Source organism: Actinoplanes sp. NPDC023714, assembly GCF_040639855.1.
Lineage (GTDB): Bacteria > Actinomycetota > Actinomycetes > Mycobacteriales > Micromonosporaceae > Actinoplanes.
Genome location: NZ_JBFAAR010000002.1, coordinates 816,651 through 833,206 on the forward strand (window position 1 = coordinate 816,651; position 16,556 = coordinate 833,206).

The 16,556-nt window shown below is 71.2% G+C and carries 16 protein-coding genes; 9 read left to right on the forward strand and 7 right to left on the reverse strand.

The annotated features are described in order from the left end of the window. The first annotated feature begins 56 nt into the window (after window positions 1-56). The 5 genes from AB0G10_RS11785 (at window position 57) to AB0G10_RS11805 (ending at window position 5,672) form a co-directional block, all read left to right on the forward strand. The gene (locus tag AB0G10_RS11785; RefSeq protein WP_360918931.1) at window positions 57-1,709 is read left to right on the forward strand and encodes a histidine kinase; all 1,653 of its coding nucleotides are present in this window, start codon (window positions 57-59) and stop codon (window positions 1,707-1,709) included. Next, window positions 1,706-2,392 carry a response regulator transcription factor gene (locus AB0G10_RS11790; RefSeq protein ID WP_360918933.1) on the forward strand — a complete coding sequence of 229 codons (687 nt, stop codon included), beginning with the start codon at window positions 1,706-1,708 and terminating at the stop codon, window positions 2,390-2,392. Before AB0G10_RS11785 ends, AB0G10_RS11790 begins: the two co-directional genes overlap by 4 nt. Before the next feature lie 497 nt (window positions 2,393-2,889). After that, on the forward strand, window positions 2,890-4,332 hold the full coding sequence (locus AB0G10_RS11795; protein WP_360918935.1) for a family 43 glycosylhydrolase: 1,443 nt from the start codon (window positions 2,890-2,892) through the stop codon (window positions 4,330-4,332). Between the two features lie 88 nt (window positions 4,333-4,420). Then, window positions 4,421-4,798 carry a helix-turn-helix transcriptional regulator gene (locus AB0G10_RS11800; protein WP_360918936.1) on the forward strand — a complete coding sequence of 126 codons (378 nt, stop codon included), beginning with the start codon at window positions 4,421-4,423 and terminating at the stop codon, window positions 4,796-4,798. 253 nt (window positions 4,799-5,051) lie between these two features. Beyond that, window positions 5,052-5,672, forward strand: coding sequence for a ThuA domain-containing protein (locus AB0G10_RS11805; protein ID WP_360920715.1), 621 nt, complete (start codon window positions 5,052-5,054; stop codon window positions 5,670-5,672). Here the strand turns inward: AB0G10_RS11805 and AB0G10_RS11810 are convergent. Further along, window positions 5,635-6,087 (reverse strand): GNAT family N-acetyltransferase, encoded by a 453-nt coding sequence (locus AB0G10_RS11810; protein ID WP_360918938.1) that lies wholly within the window; start codon window positions 6,085-6,087, stop codon window positions 5,635-5,637. The genes AB0G10_RS11805 and AB0G10_RS11810 overlap by 38 nt on opposite strands. Window positions 6,088-6,105: 18 nt before the next feature. Next, the gene (locus AB0G10_RS11815; protein WP_360918940.1) at window positions 6,106-6,549 is read right to left on the reverse strand and encodes a MarR family transcriptional regulator; all 444 of its coding nucleotides are present in this window, start codon (window positions 6,547-6,549) and stop codon (window positions 6,106-6,108) included. A 37-nt stretch (window positions 6,550-6,586) separates the two neighbouring features. Here AB0G10_RS11815 and AB0G10_RS11820 point away from each other — a divergent pair, with 37 nt between their 5' ends. Genes AB0G10_RS11820 through AB0G10_RS11830 form a run of 3 tightly spaced genes read left to right on the forward strand, consistent with a single transcriptional unit; the run spans window position 6,587 to window position 7,822 of the window. Continuing rightward, on the forward strand, window positions 6,587-7,219 hold the full coding sequence (locus AB0G10_RS11820) for an MBL fold metallo-hydrolase (protein WP_360918942.1): 633 nt from the start codon (window positions 6,587-6,589) through the stop codon (window positions 7,217-7,219). Window positions 7,220-7,247: 28 nt separating this feature from the next. Then, on the forward strand, window positions 7,248-7,427 hold the full coding sequence (locus AB0G10_RS11825; RefSeq protein WP_360918944.1) for a hypothetical protein: 180 nt from the start codon (window positions 7,248-7,250) through the stop codon (window positions 7,425-7,427). Next, complete coding sequence (locus tag AB0G10_RS11830; protein ID WP_360918946.1) at window positions 7,424-7,822, forward strand: hypothetical protein; 399 nt, start codon at window positions 7,424-7,426, stop codon at window positions 7,820-7,822. The genes AB0G10_RS11825 and AB0G10_RS11830 overlap by 4 nt, the downstream gene beginning before the upstream one ends. On the opposite strand, the gene AB0G10_RS11835 is transcribed toward AB0G10_RS11830, so the two are convergent. The 5 genes from AB0G10_RS11835 to AB0G10_RS11855 form a co-directional block, all read right to left on the reverse strand. Next, the gene (locus tag AB0G10_RS11835) at window positions 7,809-10,049 is read right to left on the reverse strand and encodes a bifunctional diguanylate cyclase/phosphodiesterase (protein ID WP_360918947.1); all 2,241 of its coding nucleotides are present in this window, start codon (window positions 10,047-10,049) and stop codon (window positions 7,809-7,811) included. The genes AB0G10_RS11830 and AB0G10_RS11835 overlap by 14 nt on opposite strands. A 70-nt stretch (window positions 10,050-10,119) precedes the next feature. After that, window positions 10,120-11,466, reverse strand: coding sequence for a radical SAM protein (locus tag AB0G10_RS11840; RefSeq protein ID WP_360918949.1), 1,347 nt, complete (start codon window positions 11,464-11,466; stop codon window positions 10,120-10,122). Between the two features lie 121 nt (window positions 11,467-11,587). Continuing rightward, window positions 11,588-12,346 (reverse strand): cyclase family protein, encoded by a 759-nt coding sequence (locus tag AB0G10_RS11845; RefSeq protein ID WP_360918951.1) that lies wholly within the window; start codon window positions 12,344-12,346, stop codon window positions 11,588-11,590. Window positions 12,347-12,351: 5 nt separating this feature from the next. After that, window positions 12,352-13,845, reverse strand: coding sequence for an alpha/beta fold hydrolase (locus tag AB0G10_RS11850; RefSeq protein WP_360918953.1), 1,494 nt, complete (start codon window positions 13,843-13,845; stop codon window positions 12,352-12,354). Between the two features lie 19 nt (window positions 13,846-13,864). Beyond that, window positions 13,865-14,497 (reverse strand): class I SAM-dependent methyltransferase, encoded by a 633-nt coding sequence (locus tag AB0G10_RS11855; RefSeq protein ID WP_360918955.1) that lies wholly within the window; start codon window positions 14,495-14,497, stop codon window positions 13,865-13,867. A 382-nt stretch (window positions 14,498-14,879) separates the two neighbouring features. Here AB0G10_RS11855 and AB0G10_RS11860 point away from each other — a divergent pair, with 382 nt between their 5' ends. Next, window positions 14,880-16,472 (forward strand): FGGY-family carbohydrate kinase, encoded by a 1,593-nt coding sequence (locus tag AB0G10_RS11860; protein ID WP_360918957.1) that lies wholly within the window; start codon window positions 14,880-14,882, stop codon window positions 16,470-16,472. Window positions 16,473-16,556 lie beyond the last annotated feature (84 nt).

The following is a 16,556-nucleotide window of genomic DNA, read 5'->3' on the forward strand; positions in this document are numbered from 1 at the left end:
GATTTGCGACCCTCGTCCGATGCCTCGGCCACCCGCCCGGCCGCACAATGTGGAGCGTGTCCCGAATCCTCGCCGCGTGGCGATCCGGTGAGCACGTGGTCTGGTTCGACCTCGTGCTCGTCGCGGTGCTGTCCGTCGCCGCGATGTGGATGACCAGCGAGGGCCGCGGCGACGTGCCCGCGCTGCCGCCCGAGTTCCTGGGGCCCGGCCAGGTGTTCCGTCCCGACCAGACGACCGGCCGGGAGATCGCGGCGAACCTCCTGCTCACGCTGCCGCTGCTGGTCCGGCGACGATGGCCGGTCGCCGCCTTCCTGTTCCAGCTCACCGCGCTGCTCACGGCCGACCTCGACGGCAACGTCGCCATCCTGGTCGCCCTGCTGATCGGCGTCTACGCGGTGGCGATCCACGGCCGGTCGGCGGCGCTGTCGATGGGCGTGCTGCTCACCATGTGCGTCGTCACCGCGGCGGCGCAGGGCGACACCTGGCCGAGCCTGCCCGACTGGGCCGGCGTCTTCGTGCTGGTCATGCCGATCGGCCTGCTCGGCGTGGCGGTGCGGACCGCGCGCAGCCGCGCCGAGGTCTCCGAGCAGCGTGCCGTCGCGGTGGAGCGCGAGCAGCAGGCCGCCACCCGTCTCGCGGTCGCCCGGGAGCAGGCGCGGATCGCCCGCGAGCTGCACGACATCGTCAGCCACCACGTCAGCGTCATGACCATCCAGGCGGGCGCGGCCGGCAAGGTACTCGCGCAGGATCCGCAGCTCGCGCGCGGCGCCCTCGCGGCCGTCGAGGCGAGCGGCCGGGAGACGATGGCCGAGCTGCGCCACCTGCTCGGGGTGCTCGCGCCCGGCCCCGACGACGACCTGCTCCACCCGCAGCCCGGCCTCGATCAGCTCGCGTCGCTGGTGGAGAGCGTGCGCCGGGCCGGCCAGCCGATCGAGCTGGAGCTGTCGCCGATCGACCTGCCCCGCGGGCTCGACCTGACCGTCTACCGCGTCGTGCAGGAGGCGCTGACCAACGCGTTGCGCTACGCGCCGGGCGCCCCGACCACGGTCTCCGTCCGCCCGATCGGCGGCGACCTGGCGATCGAGGTGATCAACGACGAGCCGGCGCCGGGCGCCGCCGTCGCTCCGGCTTCTGCCGGCGGCGGCAGCGGGCTGCTGGGTCTTTCCGAGCGACTGCGACTGTACGGGGGAAGCCTCGCCGGCGGCCGTCGCGTGGGCGGCGGCTTCCGCGTGCACGCGACGCTGCCCCTGTCCGCGGCCGCCGCCGACCTCGTCGCCCCTCCCGACGACGTCGTCCCGGCCGGCCGCGCCGCCCCTCCCGGCCTCGGCACCCCTCCCAACGACGACACTGTCCCCGCCGGCCGCGCCTCTCCTCCTGACCACGCTGTCCCTGCCGGCCGCACCGCCCCTCCCGACCACGGCATTCCTCCCGACCACGACGCTGTCCCTGCCGACCGCGCCTCTCCTCCTGACCACGCTGTCCCTGCGGGCCGCACCGCCCCTCCCGACCACGGCATTCCTCCCGACGGCGCTGTCCCTGCCGGCCTCGGCGCCCGCGCCGACCTCGATGCTCCTGCCGACCCCGATGCTCCTGCCGACCCCGATGCTCCTGCCGACCCCGATGCTCCTGCTGGCCTCGGTGCTGCTGCCGGCCCCGGTGCCGCCGCCGGCCTCGGCGCGCCGGTGCGTGATGAGAGGCGTGGCGTATGACGCGGGTGGTGATCGCCGACGATCAGGCGCTGGTGCGGACCGGGTTCGCCATGATCCTGGCGTCCGAGGGCATCGAGGTGGCCGGCCACGCGGCCAACGGTCACGAGGCCATCGCCGCGACCCGCCGCCTGCGGCCCGACGTGGTGCTCATGGACGTACGCATGCCGGAGCTCGACGGCCTCGAGGCGACCCGCCGCATCCTCGCCGAATCCCCGGTCACCGCCGCGGGCGACCCGGTGCGGGTGGTCATCCTGACGACGTTCGACCTCGACCACTACGTCTACGCCGCCCTCACCGCCGGCGCCAGCGGGTTCCTGCTCAAGGACGTGACACCCGACCACCTGATCCACGCGGTCCGGCTGGTCCGCGACGGCGACGCGCTCTTAGCGCCGACGATCACCCGGCGCCTGATCGAGCGGTTCGCGCAGGCCGACCCGGCGCGTTCCGCCCTCCACCGCGACCTGGCGTCGCTCACACCCCGGGAGCTGGAGGTGCTGACCCTGCTCGCGGGCGGGCTGAGTAACCCGGAACTGGCCTCCGCGCTCAACCTCAGCGAGGCGACCGTGAAGACCCACATCACCCGGATCCTCACGAAGCTCCAGCTGCGCGACCGGGTGCAGGCGGTCGTGGTCGCCTACGAGACGGGGCTTGTCACACCGAGCGCGCGCAGGCCGGCCGTCTAGCCGCGCGGATGTCGCCTTCTCCGAGTCAGCCCTAGGGTTCCTCGCGCGTCTGGGTCAAACCTTGGGTTTCTCGGAGCGGCTTGTCCGGGTCAGCCCCGTGGGTTCGGAGCGAGGTGCGAGCCGCGGCCGCTGTGGATTCGGAGCGAAGTGCGCGCCGCCGCCGCTGTGGGTTCGGAGCGAAGTGCGGGCCTCGGTCAGCGCGGTAGCCGGCGTCGGGGGGTGTCTCCTCTCGCGCGGGCTGCCGAAAGGCCGGGGCGTTGCGATGGCTCGGCAGGCCTCGCTCCACCCCGGATACAGGCTCACGGCATGCCCGGGGACGGGTCCACGGCGCCGCCGGACACCCAGCCACGACGTGCCCGGCCACTGGTGGTTGCTCGCGGGCGGGAAACATGGTGGCAACATCTTGACTACGGGGATGTTATCGCTAACCTTCGATGGCAAGCGGGCCGGCCGTGAGCACCTCTGAGAACGCGCACATCGCTGTCGAGAGGACCGCCATGTCCCCATCCCCCCGTCGTCTGCGGGCGGCCCTGGCCGCCGTGCTGCTCGGCCTGCTGGCCGCCGTCTTCTCCCCCGGCACGCCCGCGCAGGCGGCGCCCGCCGTGTACTACACGAATCCGATCGCGAACCAGCGGGCCGACACCCACATCTACAAGCACACCGACGGCTACTACTACATGACGGCGACGGTCCCGGAGTACGACCGGATCGTGCTGCGGCGGGCCACCACGTTGCAGGGGCTGTCGACCGCGTCGGAGACCGTCGTCTGGCGGAAGCACTCGAGCGGTGTCATGGGCGCGCACATCTGGGCTCCGGAGATCCACTACATCGGCGGCAAGTGGTACGTCTACTTCGCGGCCGGCGCGACGAACGACGTGTGGGCGATCCGGATGTACGTCCTGGAGGGCACCGGCGCGAACCCGCTCACCGCGACCTGGACCGAAAAGGGTCAGATCACGACGCCGTGGAACACGTTCGCCCTGGACGCGTCGACGTTCGTGAACAACGGCGTGCGGTACCTCATCTGGGCGCAGCAGGAGCCGGGCATCGCCACGAACTCCAACATCTACATCGCCCGCCTGTCGAACCCGTGGACGATCACCGGCACGGTCGCGCGGCTCGCCGTGCCGACGCTCGCCTGGGAGACCCGCGGATACAAGGTCAACGAGGGTCCGACCGTGGTGCAGCGCAACGGGAAGGTCTTCATGACGTTCTCGGCGAGCGCCACGGACGCCAACTACTGCCTCGGCCTGCTGACCGCCCCGGCCGGCGCCGACCTGCTCAACCCGGCGTCGTGGACGAAGTCGGCGAACCCGGTCTTCGCCAGCAACGCCGCGACCGGGCAGTACGGCCCCGGCCACAACTCGTTCACGGTGTCCGAGGACGGTCAGAGCGACATCCTCGTCTACCACGACCGCAACTACCGGGACATCACCGGCGACCCGCTGAACGACCCGAACCGGCGCACCCGGATCCAGAAGTTCTACTGGAACGCCGACGGCACCCCGAACTTCGGCATCCCGGTCGCCGACGGCGTCACCCCGGTCCGGCTGCGCTCCGCCAACGTCGCCGACCGCTACGTGCGGCACTGGGAGTACCGGGCGCGCCTCGACACCAACGTCACGGTCCTCGCTGACTCACAGTTCCGGATCGTTTCCGGACTCGCCGGCTCCGGGTCGGTCTCACTCGAATCGACCAACTTCCCCGGCTACTACCTGCGGCACCGCAATTTCGAGGTGTATGTCGAGCGTAATGACGGGACTGCCGCATTCCGGGGCGACGCCAGTTTCTTCCAGCGCACCGGCCTGAGCGGCACCGGCGTCTCGTTCGAGTCGCAGAACTACCCCGGGCGCTATGTGCGACACAGCAACTATCTTCTGTACGTCCAGGCCGTGTCCGACGCCACCGGCCGGGCGGACGCCACGTTCATTCTGGAATGACCGTCGAGGGCGCGGGGTCCCGTACCCCGCGCCCTGATCCTTCTTCCGAGGGGTAGGCGCGCCTCCCGCCCGTCCGTAACCTGCGGTGATGGAGGAAGAGGCAGGGATCGTGCCCGCCGCGATTCGCCGGGCCGTCTCCTACATCGACGCCCGCGCCGCCGACCCGATCACGCTCGATGCCATCGCCGGCGCCGCGAGACTGGGAGTCCGCGCCCTGCAGTCCGGTTTCCGCCGGCATCTCGGCACGACACCGCTCGCCTATCTGCGGCGCGTCCGCCTCGAGAACGCGCACCGCGATCTGCAGGCCGCGATCCCGGCGATGGGCGTGACCGTCACCGAGATAGCCGGCCGATGGGGATTCTCGGACTCGAGCCGGTTCGCCGCGTCCTATCGGGCCGCCTACGGGCGGTCGCCGAGTCGAACCCTGCGCGAAGAGCCACACCTCGTCAGCATCCTAGGAGGCTAGGTTGTTTGGTGGTAAAGAAAGGACAGGCAAAAAGGGAAAGGAGACCAGCAGGTCAGACGGGGAAGGAGAGAACGATGTCAGGCGGGGAAAGAGAGGAGGAAGCGCGCCAGGCGGGTAGGGTTTCGACACCACTGTGACGGTCGAGCGGACAGGGCGGGCCACCAAGCGGATCGGCGACCTGGCGCGAACTGCCGGGGATGACCGGCGGCGCTGCGGAATCACTAGGGAGAATCGGTTGAGGCGGGCTCTTTTCGTGCGCGGCGGGTGGGCGGGGCATTCGCCGTACGAATGTTGTGGGATCTTCGAGAAGTTCTTGACCCTCCACGATTTCGACGTCGAGGTCGCGGACTCACTGGAGGTCTATGCCGACCTTCCGGACGTCGACCTCATCGTGCAGTCCTGGACCACCGGGAATCTCACCGAAGAACAGGAGGAGGGACTGGTCACGGCGGTCCGGAACGGCGCCGGATTCGCGGGCTGGCACGGCGGTATCCTCGCTTTCGGGTACGAGAATCCGCGCTATCAATACCTGGTCGGCGGACGGTTCGTATTCCATCCGGGCGGGTTCGTCCCGCACCGGATCGACATCGCCGCGGAGCACCCGATCGTGGCCGGGATCGGCGGATACGACGTGCACACCGAGCAGTACTACTGCCACGTCGATCCGACGCTCGAGGTGCTGGCCACCACGACCTTCGCCGGTGTCGGGGAAGCGCCGGAGACGAAAGGCACCGTCATGCCCGTGGTCTGGACCCGCCGGTTCGGAGCGGGCCGCGTCTTCGTGAACACTCTCGGACACTCACCCGATGATCTGCTGCTGCCGCCGACGCGGACCATCACCGAGCGTGGCCTCCTGTGGGCAGCCGGCGGATGAAGCGGCGGGACTGGTCGCGGCTGTCGACGAACCCGAGGCGCTCGTAGAAGAGGTGCGCCGGCGCGCGGTGGTTGCTGCTGGTCACCTCGACGAACAGGCAGCCCTCGGCGCGCGCCCGCTCCTCGACCGCGGTGATCAGCAGGCGGCCGACGCCCTTGCCGCGGTAGGCCTCGTCGACGACGAGCGCGGCGAGCCGGCCGAACTTGCCGGTGATCTCGAGGATCGGCGTGACGTGCAGGGCGGCCACACCCACCAGCGAACCGTCGTCGTCCGCGCCGAGCAGCGCGCTCGCGCGGTCGCCGAGCCAGTAGTCCATGCGCAGGCGGACGTCGCGCTCGGCCGAGGGGAAGCCGAGCTGCTCGAGGAGGATCGCCAGGCGGGCCGCGTCGCCCTGGTGGATGGGCCGGATATGCATGCCCCAGACCATAGGCGGTCATGTTACCGGTGAGTCAACCTCCGATAGGCGATCGAGCACGGCGGGGACCGCGTGCAGGATGGCGCGTTCCTCGGCGGTCAGCTTCTCCTCGATCGCGGCGGCCACCCAGCGCCGCCGGGAGTCGCGATCGGCCGCCAGGGCCTCGGTGCCCGCCGGAGTCGGGACGATGAGCACGGCGCGCCGGTCCGCCGGGTTGGGCCGGCGCGCCACGAACCCGCGTTTCTCCAGCTCCGCAACGGTCCGGCTCATGCTCTGGTGGGTGATCCGGCGGTCCGCGGCGAGCCGGGCGATGGTCTGCGGGCCGTCGCGGTCGAGCACACCGAGAGCTGCTGCCTGCGGCGGTGGGAGGGTGTCGGCACGGGCGCGGACCGTCCGGACGAACCGCCCGATCGACTGCCGGAGCAGCTCGGCGATGTCGTCGTCGGGCGTGTCGTGGATCATGCCGCCAAATATACAGCCTGGCTGTATTTTCTGAGGCATGCAGCTCACCAAGCACGCCCACGCCTGCGTCACCTTCACCGACGGCGCCCGCACCCTCCTGGTCGACCCCGGCACCTTCACCCCGGACGCCGCCGAGCTGATCTCCGCGGCCGACGCCGTCCTGATCACCCACGAGCACTTCGACCACTTCGACGAATCGGCGCTCGTCGCCGAGCTGGACCGGCGGCCCGGACTGCGGGTCTTCGGCCCGGCGGCCGTCCGCGCGAAGCTGCGAGGGCGGGCCGAGGTCGTCGCGGCCGGGGACCGGTTCGAGGCGGCCGGCTTCGCGATCGCCGTGCACGGGGAGACGCACGCCCTCATCCACGCGGACATCCCGGTCATCGACAACGTCGGCTACCTGGTCGAGGGCCGCGTCTTCCACCCGGGCGACTCCTATGCGGTGCCGGCCGCCGAGATCGAGACGCTGCTGCTGCCCATCAGTGGCCCGTGGACCAAATTCGGAGAAGCAGCAGATTTCGTACGGGCGGTGCGCCCCGCCCGGGTCGTACCGATTCATGAGTTGATGTTGAGTGAGCTGGGGCAGAACTCGGCCCGCATGCTGCTCGGCGAGAACGGCCTGACCGGCCTGCCGCTGGAGACCATCCCCTGGGGGAATTCGACAGCGGTCTGACTCCGGTGGTTCGGGGTACCCTCTGCCCATGGAGCAGAACACCAGTTCCAAGCTCAGCCTGGACGAGATCCACGCGCGGATGGGCATGACCGTCACCGAGGACGGCAAGGCCCGGGCCCGGCGGCGCCGGCTCGCCTCCGCCGCGGCGCACCACGACCCCGAGGGCAACGCCGCGTTCCTGGCGAGCCTGCGCGCCCGCACCGCATGACCCAGCCCCGCGACGTCTGCCTGGTCTTCGACACCACCGCCATCACCTCCTGGGTGCGCGGATCCGTCGCGGTCGGGGAAACCCTCGCCGAGATCGCCGACGACAACGGCGCCGTGCTGATCCCGCTCTGGTGCCTGGTCGAGGCCGGCCACGACATCGGCATGATCGACCGGGAGCGCCTGGACCTGCTCCTCGCCCACGCCGCGACCTACCTGATCGCCGACGACACCGACGACTGGGAGATGCTCGCCGGCCTGCGCGCCCTGACCGGCCGGCACGACTGCGCCTCGGCGGCCCTGCTCGCGATCGAGATGAACGTCGACGTGATGACCCGTCACCCGGAGTGGTACAAGGCGGTGCGCAACGGGCAGCTGACGTTGCTCATCGAAGACTGAAGGTCGGCTCCAGGGCCTCGTCGATCGCGGCGGCCGGGGTCGGGCGGGCGAAGTGGAAGCCCTGGGCGTACCGGTATCCGAGGGCGTGCAGCCGGTCGGCCTGGTCCTGGGTCTCCACGCCCTCGGCCACGGCGCGCAGGCCCAGCGTGTGGGCGATCCCGCTGAGCGAGGCGGCGATCGCCTCCTGCTGCGGGCTGCCGTCGATCTCGTCGATGAAGGACTTGTCGACCTTCAGGGTGGTGACCGGGCAGGTACGCAGCAGCGTCAGCGACGAGTGGCCGGTGCCGAAGTCGTCGAGGGCGATGCCGGCGCCGAGGGCGCGCAGCTCGTGGACCGTCGCGAGGGCCGGGCCACCCGCGAAGACCGCCGTCTCGGTGATCTCCAGGGTGAGGCGTGCCGGGTTCAGGCCGTGCCGCTTCACCGACGCCGCCACGAGGGACGGCAGCTCCGGGTCGAGCAGCTGCCGGGCGGAGACGTTGACGCTCACCCGCGGCGCCGCCTCGCCGTGCCGCTCCTGCCAGGCCGCCGCGTCGGCGCAGGCGGTGTCGAGGATCCAGGCGCCCAGGTCGATGATCATGCCGGTCTGCTCGGCGACCGGGATGAACTCGGCCGGGGAGATCGGCACGCCGCCGTCCGGGTGCCAGCGGACCAGGGCCTCGACGGCGCTGATGGTGCCGTGCGGCAGCTCGACGATGGGCTGGTAGACGAGGCGGAACTCGCCCCGGTCCAGGCCCCGGCGCAGGGCCGCGGCCAGGTGGGCGGTGTGCTGGGCGTTCTCGTCGAGGGCGGCGGTGTGCTGCTGGTAGCGGTTCGTGCCGACGCGCTTGGCGGCCTGCTGGGCGAGCTCGGCGCGGCGCAGCAGGTCGGGTACCTCGTCGCGGCTGCCGGAGGCGACCCCGACCGTCACCGTGACGAGCAGGTCGTGGCCGTCGGCGGGCAGCGGCGCCTGGAACGCCCGAAGCAGCTCCTCCGCAAGCGATGAGGAATCCGCGGACGCGGGGAGCATGATGCCGAACTCGTCGCCGTTCAACCGGGCCACGAACGCCTCCGGGCCCATCGTCCGGGCGATCCGCTCCCCCGCCTGCCGCAGCACCTCGTCGCCGGCCGCGTCGCCGAGGCGGTCGTTCAGGGCGGCGAAGTCGTCGAGGTCGCAGACGGCCACGGTCACGGCGCCGGACGGGGACCGCTGGAGGGCGCCGGTGAAGGCGCGCCGGTTCGGCAGCCCGGTCAGGTCGTCCCGGCGGGCCTGGCCGTCGAGCCGGTCCAGCAGCAGGGCGTTGTCGGAGAGGGCGACGTGCTGGCGGACCAGGACCAGCAGGATCAGCACCACGGCGCCGGCGGCGAGGCCCGCGGGGAGCCGGCCGCTCGACGCGATCACGGCGATCAACATGATCGCGGTGGAGAGGACGGCGACGTACGGGATCGCGCTGATTCCCCGGCGGCCCGCGTCCCGGGACGCCCGGGCCGGCGCGGCCGCGTTGCGGATCTGCGCATACGCCGCGAGGGCGAGCAGCACCGCGAACGGCGGCAGGATGATGACGGTCGCGTTCAGGTGCGCCCACTGCCGTACCAGCGGGGCCACGACGAGCGAGGCCGGGGCGAGCACCCCGACCGGGCTGAGCAGCCAGAGGGCCGGGCCGTGCACCGAGCCGGTGGCGCTCATGCTGACCTTGACGACGGCGACCACGGCGGCGCACGAGGCGGCCAGCACGATCGCCTGCAGCGCGGTGGCGAGGGCGCCGCTCGGCAGCGGCATCGGCAGGGCGGCGAGGAGCCGGGTCATCACCAGGCCGGAGGCGACGGCCACGATGGCGATGTCGAGGAAGAGGGCGACGGTTCCGCGCCAGGTGCGGCGGGCACCCGGCAGCCGGACCAGCGCGTGCACGCCGACGGCCACGGCCGTGAGGTAGAGCAGGCCGGTGATCGGCGAGAACGCCAGCACCTCCGACGGCCGGCGCAGGGTATCGACCATCTGGCTGGCGGCGCCCGCCGCCAGGAGCGCGGCGGCGTACCCGAATCGGCGCCAGAAGATCGAGCCGGCGCCGCCGCAGGAAGCGGAAGCGACCGCGCACGCCGCGGCCGCGGTGAGAACGGCGAGGATCGCGAAAGGCCAGAGCGACCACGAGGGTACGGCCGTGCGGGTGCCCAGGACGCCGGCCGCCACCGCGGCGAGCGCCGAGAGAGCCGTGCCGGCGGGGAACAGCCCCGGCCGGGACAGTGGTCGCATCAAGCCCGCGTTTCCTCTCCGATGTGGCTGCCTGCCCTATCGGCCGGGCAGGCGCCACACCTGAGAGGTCTTACTTTTCGGCGGAAGCAGGCTCCGGGTTCTCCGCGGGCGCCGGCGCGGGCGGCAGCGAATCCATGAACGAGCTCACCGAGAAGACCGCGTTGCCGGCGCCGGACGGGCCGTAGCCGGGCGGGCTCGACAGGCCGTAGTGCTCCATGGTCGCGCGGTACGTCTCGAGCAGCCGGATGTGGTACTCCAGCGGCGCGCCGTTCGGGTTCGTCTTGCCGAGCGGGGTGGTCGGCTCCGGGCACCACGTGGTGAACCGCGGGGTGATCCCCTTCGACATGAAGTAGTGCAGGCCCTCGGCGGTCGAGTCGATCGCCTCGTTCACCGTGGTGAAGCCGAACGGCTCGGCCATCTCGATGCCGGCCACGAAGTTCGGGATGACGTTGCGCGGGCCGAAGATCTCCGCGGAGTCGAGGATGCGGCGGTGCCACTCCTCGCGGCCCACGTAGCGCTCCTTGCCGGGGCAGTAGAGCTCGAACAGCCGCTTGTCCCACACCTCGTAGTTGGGGTGGTAGATCTGGATGCCGTAGTCCTTGAACCGCTGCACGTCCTCCTTCGGCAGCGCCTGGGCGACGACCTTGCCGATCCAGCGGCCCGGGAAGCGCTCCTCGATCGCCTGGGCGTACTGCCCGTAGAAGTCGGCCTCGGTCTTGCCGCCCACCTGCGAGGTGACGCTGCCGCCGGTCAAGGTGTACGCGGTGGAGGTCTTGAGCGTGTCGTGCTTGTCGATGATCGCGAGCGCCTCGAGAACCTCGTCGATCGGCTTCACGCCGGTGTAGGGGCGGCCGGCCGCCTTGTGCTGACGCCAGTTGTGGTTGATGTCGCAGTACTGGCACTCCTCCTTGGCGCCGAAGTACTGGCACACGCGGAAGACCGTCAGGTAGACGAGATAGCCCCACTGGATGGTCGGCGCGACCTCCATGACCTGCTTGCCGTTGGCGAGGGTGTGCCGGTAGTAGTCCGGCATCGGCGGCAGGCCGACGTCGGCGATCGGCTTGCCGTCGAGGAACAGCTGCAGGCGGCCGTCGGCGTCCGGTTTGACCCGATAAGGCGATGAAGGGTTGGTGCGCACGCTCACCACGGTGCGCCGCAGGTCGTACGGGCCACCGGTCAGCACGATCTCCTCCGGCGGGCGGCGCAGCGCGGCCTCGCCCAGCTCCGGAAGGGTGCGGTGGTCGAACGAGAAGATGAAGTACGACTTCGGCTTGACGTCACCGTTCTCGTTGTCGGTGAGCGCCGACTCGTCGAACGCGAGACCGCCCCGCAGCAGATCTTCCTTGATCACCGCTTCGCGCGGCACGTGAGGAAAACGCGCCATCAAGTCTTCGACGAGATCGGTACGCGACTGCATGCGTCCTCCTGTAGCTGCTCGGACCGTTCCAGCCCATCCCATGTCATCACACCGTGGCGACGAAACGGGGTCGGCAAATGGAGACGTTCGCGACAGCGTACGCGCGCCGGGAATGCGTCGATCACCAGGTTGCGAGGACGCGCGCCTGTCCCCCCGAGCCGTTCTCGTAAGGGATGAGCCCCACGAAGATCCTTGCGCCGGTGGGCGGGAGCCGATCGAGGTTCGCCAGGTTCTCGATGCCGTAGCGGTCGGCGCCGGTCAGCGCGAGATGCGTGTCGAAGGTCGTGGAACTGCCCGGGTCGATGCTGAGCGTGTCGACGCCGAGGCTGCGGATCCGCCGTCTCGCGAGGAGCCACTCACAGGCGTCGACCCCGAAACCCGGGAAGATCAAACCATTTCGGTACGCGTCACCGTCCCCGATTCTCGCGCCCCACCCGGAGTACATGAGCACGGCGGCGCCGTCCGGGATCCGGCCGTGCCGGCGCTCGAACCGCTTCACGTCGTCGACCGTTACGACGCCCTCGGGGCCCTTCCACGCTATGTCGATCACCACGGCCGGGGTGATCAGCTCGGCGGGCCGCAGGTCGGTCGCGACCCGGCCGCCCGTGGTGAAGTGGGCCGGCGCGTCGACGTGGGTGCCGATGTGCTCGAGGACCGTCCACTCCTGCATGTAGTAGCCGTCGTCCTCGATCGTCTTCACGGTGCGGACCGCCGCCTCCTCCCCGGGTTCGAAGCCGGGGAAGGAGGGGCCGAGCGGGTAGGTCAGGTCGAGGACGCCGTGGCGTGGCGCCGCGTGGACGGGAGCGGCGACGGCGGCGGAGGTCAACAGGGCGGCGCCGCCCAGCAGGGCGGTGCGGCGGGATACGTGGCTCACGCACATGGGTGTCATCGTGCGACGAACTCAGTGATCAAGTCGACGATCCGGTCGAGGTCGGTGGCGTCGGGTAGGTGATAGCGGCCCTCCAGCGCGACCATCCGGGCGCCGGGCAGGCCCTCGGCGAGCTGCCGGCCACCCTCGAACGGGATCACCCGGTCGCCGCGGTAGTGCAGCACCAGCGCCGGCGCGGTGACGTGCGGCAGCAGGTGGGCGGCGTCGGCCTCGTACGCGGCCTCCAGGTAGGCGGCGGCGGTCTCGCGGTCGGCGGAGTCGCGCAGGACCTCGGCCAGGTGCCGGGCGGCCGCGTCGTCGGCGCCGGGGCGGAAGAGGTCGGCGAAGAGCTGCGAGCCGAGGCCCCAGTGGGTGCGGACCATCGTGATGAGGGCGGCGTTGAGGTCGGGGCGGCGGAAGGTGTTCGGGCCGTCGGCGTAGGTGCCAAAGTAAATCACCTTATTTACCGATTTTTGCGTTTGTTCCGCCGCAGCGACGGTTGCGACCGGGCCGGCTTCCGACATCGCCAGCAGGTTGACCGGTTCACCGACGTGGGCGATCACCTGCCTCAGCTCTGCCACCGCCGCCTCCAGACCGAAATCGGTCACCGGGCCGTGGGACAGGCCGGTGCCCCGGCGGTCGTAGAGGGTGACCGTGCAGTGCGCGAGGAGCCGCTGCACCAGGCTGGACCGGGGATCGCGGCCGGAGGCCATCACGTCGAGCGACGACACCCAGCCAGGCAGGACGATCAGCGGCGGCCCGGCGCCTAGGGTGGCACAGGCGATCCCGTCCGGCAGCCGATGAGGGCGGAGACCGGCCAGCGCCGGCACCTCCTCGACCTCGTGCCGCAGGATGCGCAGCTGCGTCGCCCGGATCACCGCGGACGGCTCCAGGCCGAGTTCGTCGCGCAGCCGGATCGCGTAGCGCTGGTAGCCGTCCAGGGCCTCGGCGTGCCGGCCCAGCGCGTAGAGGGTGCGCATCAGCAGGTCGCGGGCGGTCTCCCGGAACGGGTGCCCGGCCACGAACGCCTCGAGTTCCGGCAGCGAGCGGGCGGCCCGGCCGGTGCCGAGCAGGGTCTCGTGCAGGCGTTCGGTCGCGGTGAGCCGGGCTTCCTCGAGGCGGATGGCGTCGAGGCGGGCGATCTCGGTGTCGGCGAATCCGGCGTAGGCCGGCCCGCGCCACAGGGCGAGGGCCTCCTCGGAGCGGCCCTCGCGCACGAGCCGGTCGAAGCGGCCGGCGTCCCAGTCGTCCGGGTCGAGGCGCAGCACGTATCCGGGTGGTTCGGTCTCCAGCCGCAGTCGCGGGATGGTTCGGCGCAGCCGCGAGATCTGGCTGTGCAGCGCCGCCGGTCGTGCGTGCCCCCACAGCAGATCGATCAGGAGGTCGGCCGGGACGATCCGGCCGGCGCGGGCCAGCAGCGCCGCCAGCAGGGCGCGCTGCCGCTCCCCGAGCGGGACGGGATCGCCGCCGTCGTCGTAGGCGCGCACCGGGCCGAGCACCCCGAACCGCATCCGCCCATTCTGACAGTCGTCACTTCGTCGCGACGCCCGCGATCTGCGTGTTGATCGGCAGGAACACCGACCGCAGCCGGTAGCGCTCCACCCCGACCTCGGTGAATCCGCCGGCCCGCAGCGCCGCCTCGGTGTCCCGCCGCACGTCACAACCCTCGAAGAGCCATCGCCAGGGTCGAGCCGCGATCCGTTGCGTCACGACGTACCCGGCATGCTCTTGATCTTGAACGTGCTCGATGAACACCAGCCGGCCGCCCGGACGCAGGATGCGGCCGACCTCGCGGATCGCCGCGGCCGGATCCGGGACCGTGCAGAGCACCAGCGTGCACACCACCGCGTCGGCGAACCCGTCCGGCAGGCTCATCCGCTCCGCGCCTTCGGCACGGATCTCCACCGCGACGTTCCGCCGCCGGGCCTCGGCGAGAAGAGCCTTGTGCATGTACGGGCTGGGCTCCACCGCGATCACCTTCGTGCCGGGCCGGTAGTAGCGCATATTCGCGCCGGTCCCCGCCCCGATCTCGACCACCGTCCCCGGCAGATCGGCGAAGAGCCGGCGTTTGCGCTCGCCCCACAGACGATGCGCGTAGCCGTCGAGGGTCCTGAAGATCGCGGCATTGACCGGCCCGCGAACCGGATGCTTCACCGTCGTCATGGGCTGAGCGTGCGCGCCGCCGCTGTCATCCCACTGTCACGCCCACGCGGCACCCCACTGCCCGCGTGTTGAGTTCGGGCGCGATCCTCACCCCAACTCAACACGCACCGCCACCCTCGTCCCCGCGTGTTGAGTTCGGGCGCAATCCGAACCCCAACTCAACACACACCGCCACCCTCGTCCCCGCGTGTTGAGTTCGGGCGCGATCCCAACCCCAACTCAACACACATCCCCGCTCCACCCCGCGCCCGGCCGCTACGAACGGAAATGTTCGCGCTAACACTCCCAGCTCAGCGAGCAATCGTCCCGGTGAAGCAGCGCACGTTAACAAAGTGGGTCGGGCCCCTCCCGCTCCCCCGGGTCGCTGCGGTAGAACATGACGATGACCGCCGACATTCGTAACATCATCGAAACGGGCCGCACGGCGATCGGGATCGAGCTGGGCTCGACCCGGATCAAGGCCGTGCTGACCGGCCCGGACCACGCGGCCATCGCCGTGGGCAGCCACGACTGGGAGAACCAGTTCGTCGACCGCGTCTGGACGTACTCTCTCGAAGCGGTCTGGGAGGGCCTCCAGCAGTGCTTCGCCGCGCTCGCCGCCGACGTCCGGTCCCGTCACGGCGTCGAGTTGACCACCACGGGCGCGCTCGGCGTCTCCGCGATGATGCACGGCTACCTGGCGTTCGACGCCGACGGTGAGCTGCTCACCCCGTTCCGCACCTGGCGCAACACGAACACCGGCGACGCGTCCGAGGCGCTCAGCGAGCTGTTCGGCTACAACATCCCGCACCGCTGGAGCATCGCCCACCTCTACCAGGCCGTGCTCAACGGCGAGGAGCACCTGGGCCGGATCGCGCACCTCACGACGCTGGCCGGGTACGTGCACTGGAAGCTGACCGGCCGCCGGGTGCTCGGGGTCGGCGACGCCAGCGGCATGTTCCCGATCGACATCGCGACCGGCGGGTACGACGCCCGCCGCCTCGCGCAGTTCGACGAGCTGGCCGCCGGCCGGGTGCCGGTGAAGCTGGCCGAGCTGCTGCCGGCCGTGCTGCCCGCCGGTGAGCCGGCCGGCACGCTCACCGCCGACGGCGCCCGCCTGCTCGACCCGAGCGGCACGCTGCAGCCGGGCGCGGTCCTCTGCCCGCCCGAGGGTGACGCCGGCACCGGCATGGTCGCCACCAACTCGGTGGCCCGGCGTACCGGCAACATCAGCGCCGGCACCAGCATCTTCGCCATGATCGTCCTGGACGGCGAGCTGAGCCGGGTGCACCCCGAGGTCGACCTGGTCACCACCCCGGCCGGCGACCTCGTCGCGATGGTGCACTGCAACAACGGCGCCAGCGAGCTGAACTCGTGGGCCGGCCTGTTCGCCGAGTTCACCGCGGCGCTCGGCGTCGAGGTCGGCACCGACAAGATCTTCGAGACGCTGTTCCGCTCCGCCCTGCGCGGCGCCCCGGACGGTGGCGGCCTGCTCGCCTTCAACAACCTCTCCGGCGAGCCGATCACGAAGCTGCACGAGGGCCGCCCCCTGTTCCTGCGCGTGCCGGGCAGCTCGCTCGACCTCGCCACGTTCATGCGCACCCAGCTCTACGCCGCCCTCGCGACGCTGCGCATCGGCATGGACGTCCTCCAGAAGGCCGAGAACGTCCAGCTGGACCGGATGTTCGCGCACGGCGGCCTCTTCAAGACCGAGGGCGTCGCGCAGAACCTGCTGGCCGCCGCCATCAACACCCCGGTCTCGGTCGGCAACCTCGCCTCCGAGGGCGGCGCCTGGGGCATCGCCGTGCTGGCCGGCTTCCTCCGCGACCGCGGCGAGGGCCAGAGCCTCGACGACTTCCTGAACACGGTCGTCTTCGCGGACGCCGAGCTCGACACCGCCGCCCCCGACCCGGCCGACGTCGAAGGCTTCAACGCCTTCATGCGCCGCTACATCGCCGCGCTCCCGATCCAGCAGGCCGCCGTCGACAACAGCTGACACCCGCGGGTGGGCGCGGCGGTCCCTTCCGTCGCGCTTTCCCCCTTTTCGGTACGCCGGAAGTCCCGTGGCCGGTGGCCTCCG

What these genes read in the sequence shown, in the direction of transcription:
- AB0G10_RS11790 (WP_360918933.1), top strand. Translation starts at nt 1,706, where the DNA reads ATGACGCGGGTGGTGATCGCCGACGATCAGGCGCTGGTGCGGACCGGG.
- AB0G10_RS11795 (WP_360918935.1), top strand. Translation starts at nt 2,890, where the DNA reads ATGTCCCCATCCCCCCGTCGTCTGCGGGCGGCCCTGGCCGCCGTGCTG.
- AB0G10_RS11800 (WP_360918936.1), top strand. Translation starts at nt 4,421, where the DNA reads ATGGAGGAAGAGGCAGGGATCGTGCCCGCCGCGATTCGCCGGGCCGTC.
- AB0G10_RS11810 (WP_360918938.1), bottom strand. Translation starts at nt 6,087, where the DNA reads ATGCATATCCGGCCCATCCACCAGGGCGACGCGGCCCGCCTGGCGATC.
- AB0G10_RS11815 (WP_360918940.1), bottom strand. Translation starts at nt 6,549, where the DNA reads ATGATCCACGACACGCCCGACGACGACATCGCCGAGCTGCTCCGGCAG.
- AB0G10_RS11820 (WP_360918942.1), top strand. Translation starts at nt 6,587, where the DNA reads ATGCAGCTCACCAAGCACGCCCACGCCTGCGTCACCTTCACCGACGGC.
- AB0G10_RS11825 (WP_360918944.1), top strand. Translation starts at nt 7,248, where the DNA reads ATGGAGCAGAACACCAGTTCCAAGCTCAGCCTGGACGAGATCCACGCG.
- AB0G10_RS11830 (WP_360918946.1), top strand. Translation starts at nt 7,424, where the DNA reads ATGACCCAGCCCCGCGACGTCTGCCTGGTCTTCGACACCACCGCCATC.
- AB0G10_RS11835 (WP_360918947.1), bottom strand. Translation starts at nt 10,049, where the DNA reads ATGCGACCACTGTCCCGGCCGGGGCTGTTCCCCGCCGGCACGGCTCTC.
- AB0G10_RS11840 (WP_360918949.1), bottom strand. Translation starts at nt 11,466, where the DNA reads ATGCAGTCGCGTACCGATCTCGTCGAAGACTTGATGGCGCGTTTTCCT.
- AB0G10_RS11845 (WP_360918951.1), bottom strand. Translation starts at nt 12,346, where the DNA reads ATGTGCGTGAGCCACGTATCCCGCCGCACCGCCCTGCTGGGCGGCGCC.
- AB0G10_RS11850 (WP_360918953.1), bottom strand. Translation starts at nt 13,845, where the DNA reads ATGCGGTTCGGGGTGCTCGGCCCGGTGCGCGCCTACGACGACGGCGGC.
- AB0G10_RS11855 (WP_360918955.1), bottom strand. Translation starts at nt 14,497, where the DNA reads ATGACGACGGTGAAGCATCCGGTTCGCGGGCCGGTCAATGCCGCGATC.
- AB0G10_RS11860 (WP_360918957.1), top strand. Translation starts at nt 14,880, where the DNA reads ATGACCGCCGACATTCGTAACATCATCGAAACGGGCCGCACGGCGATC.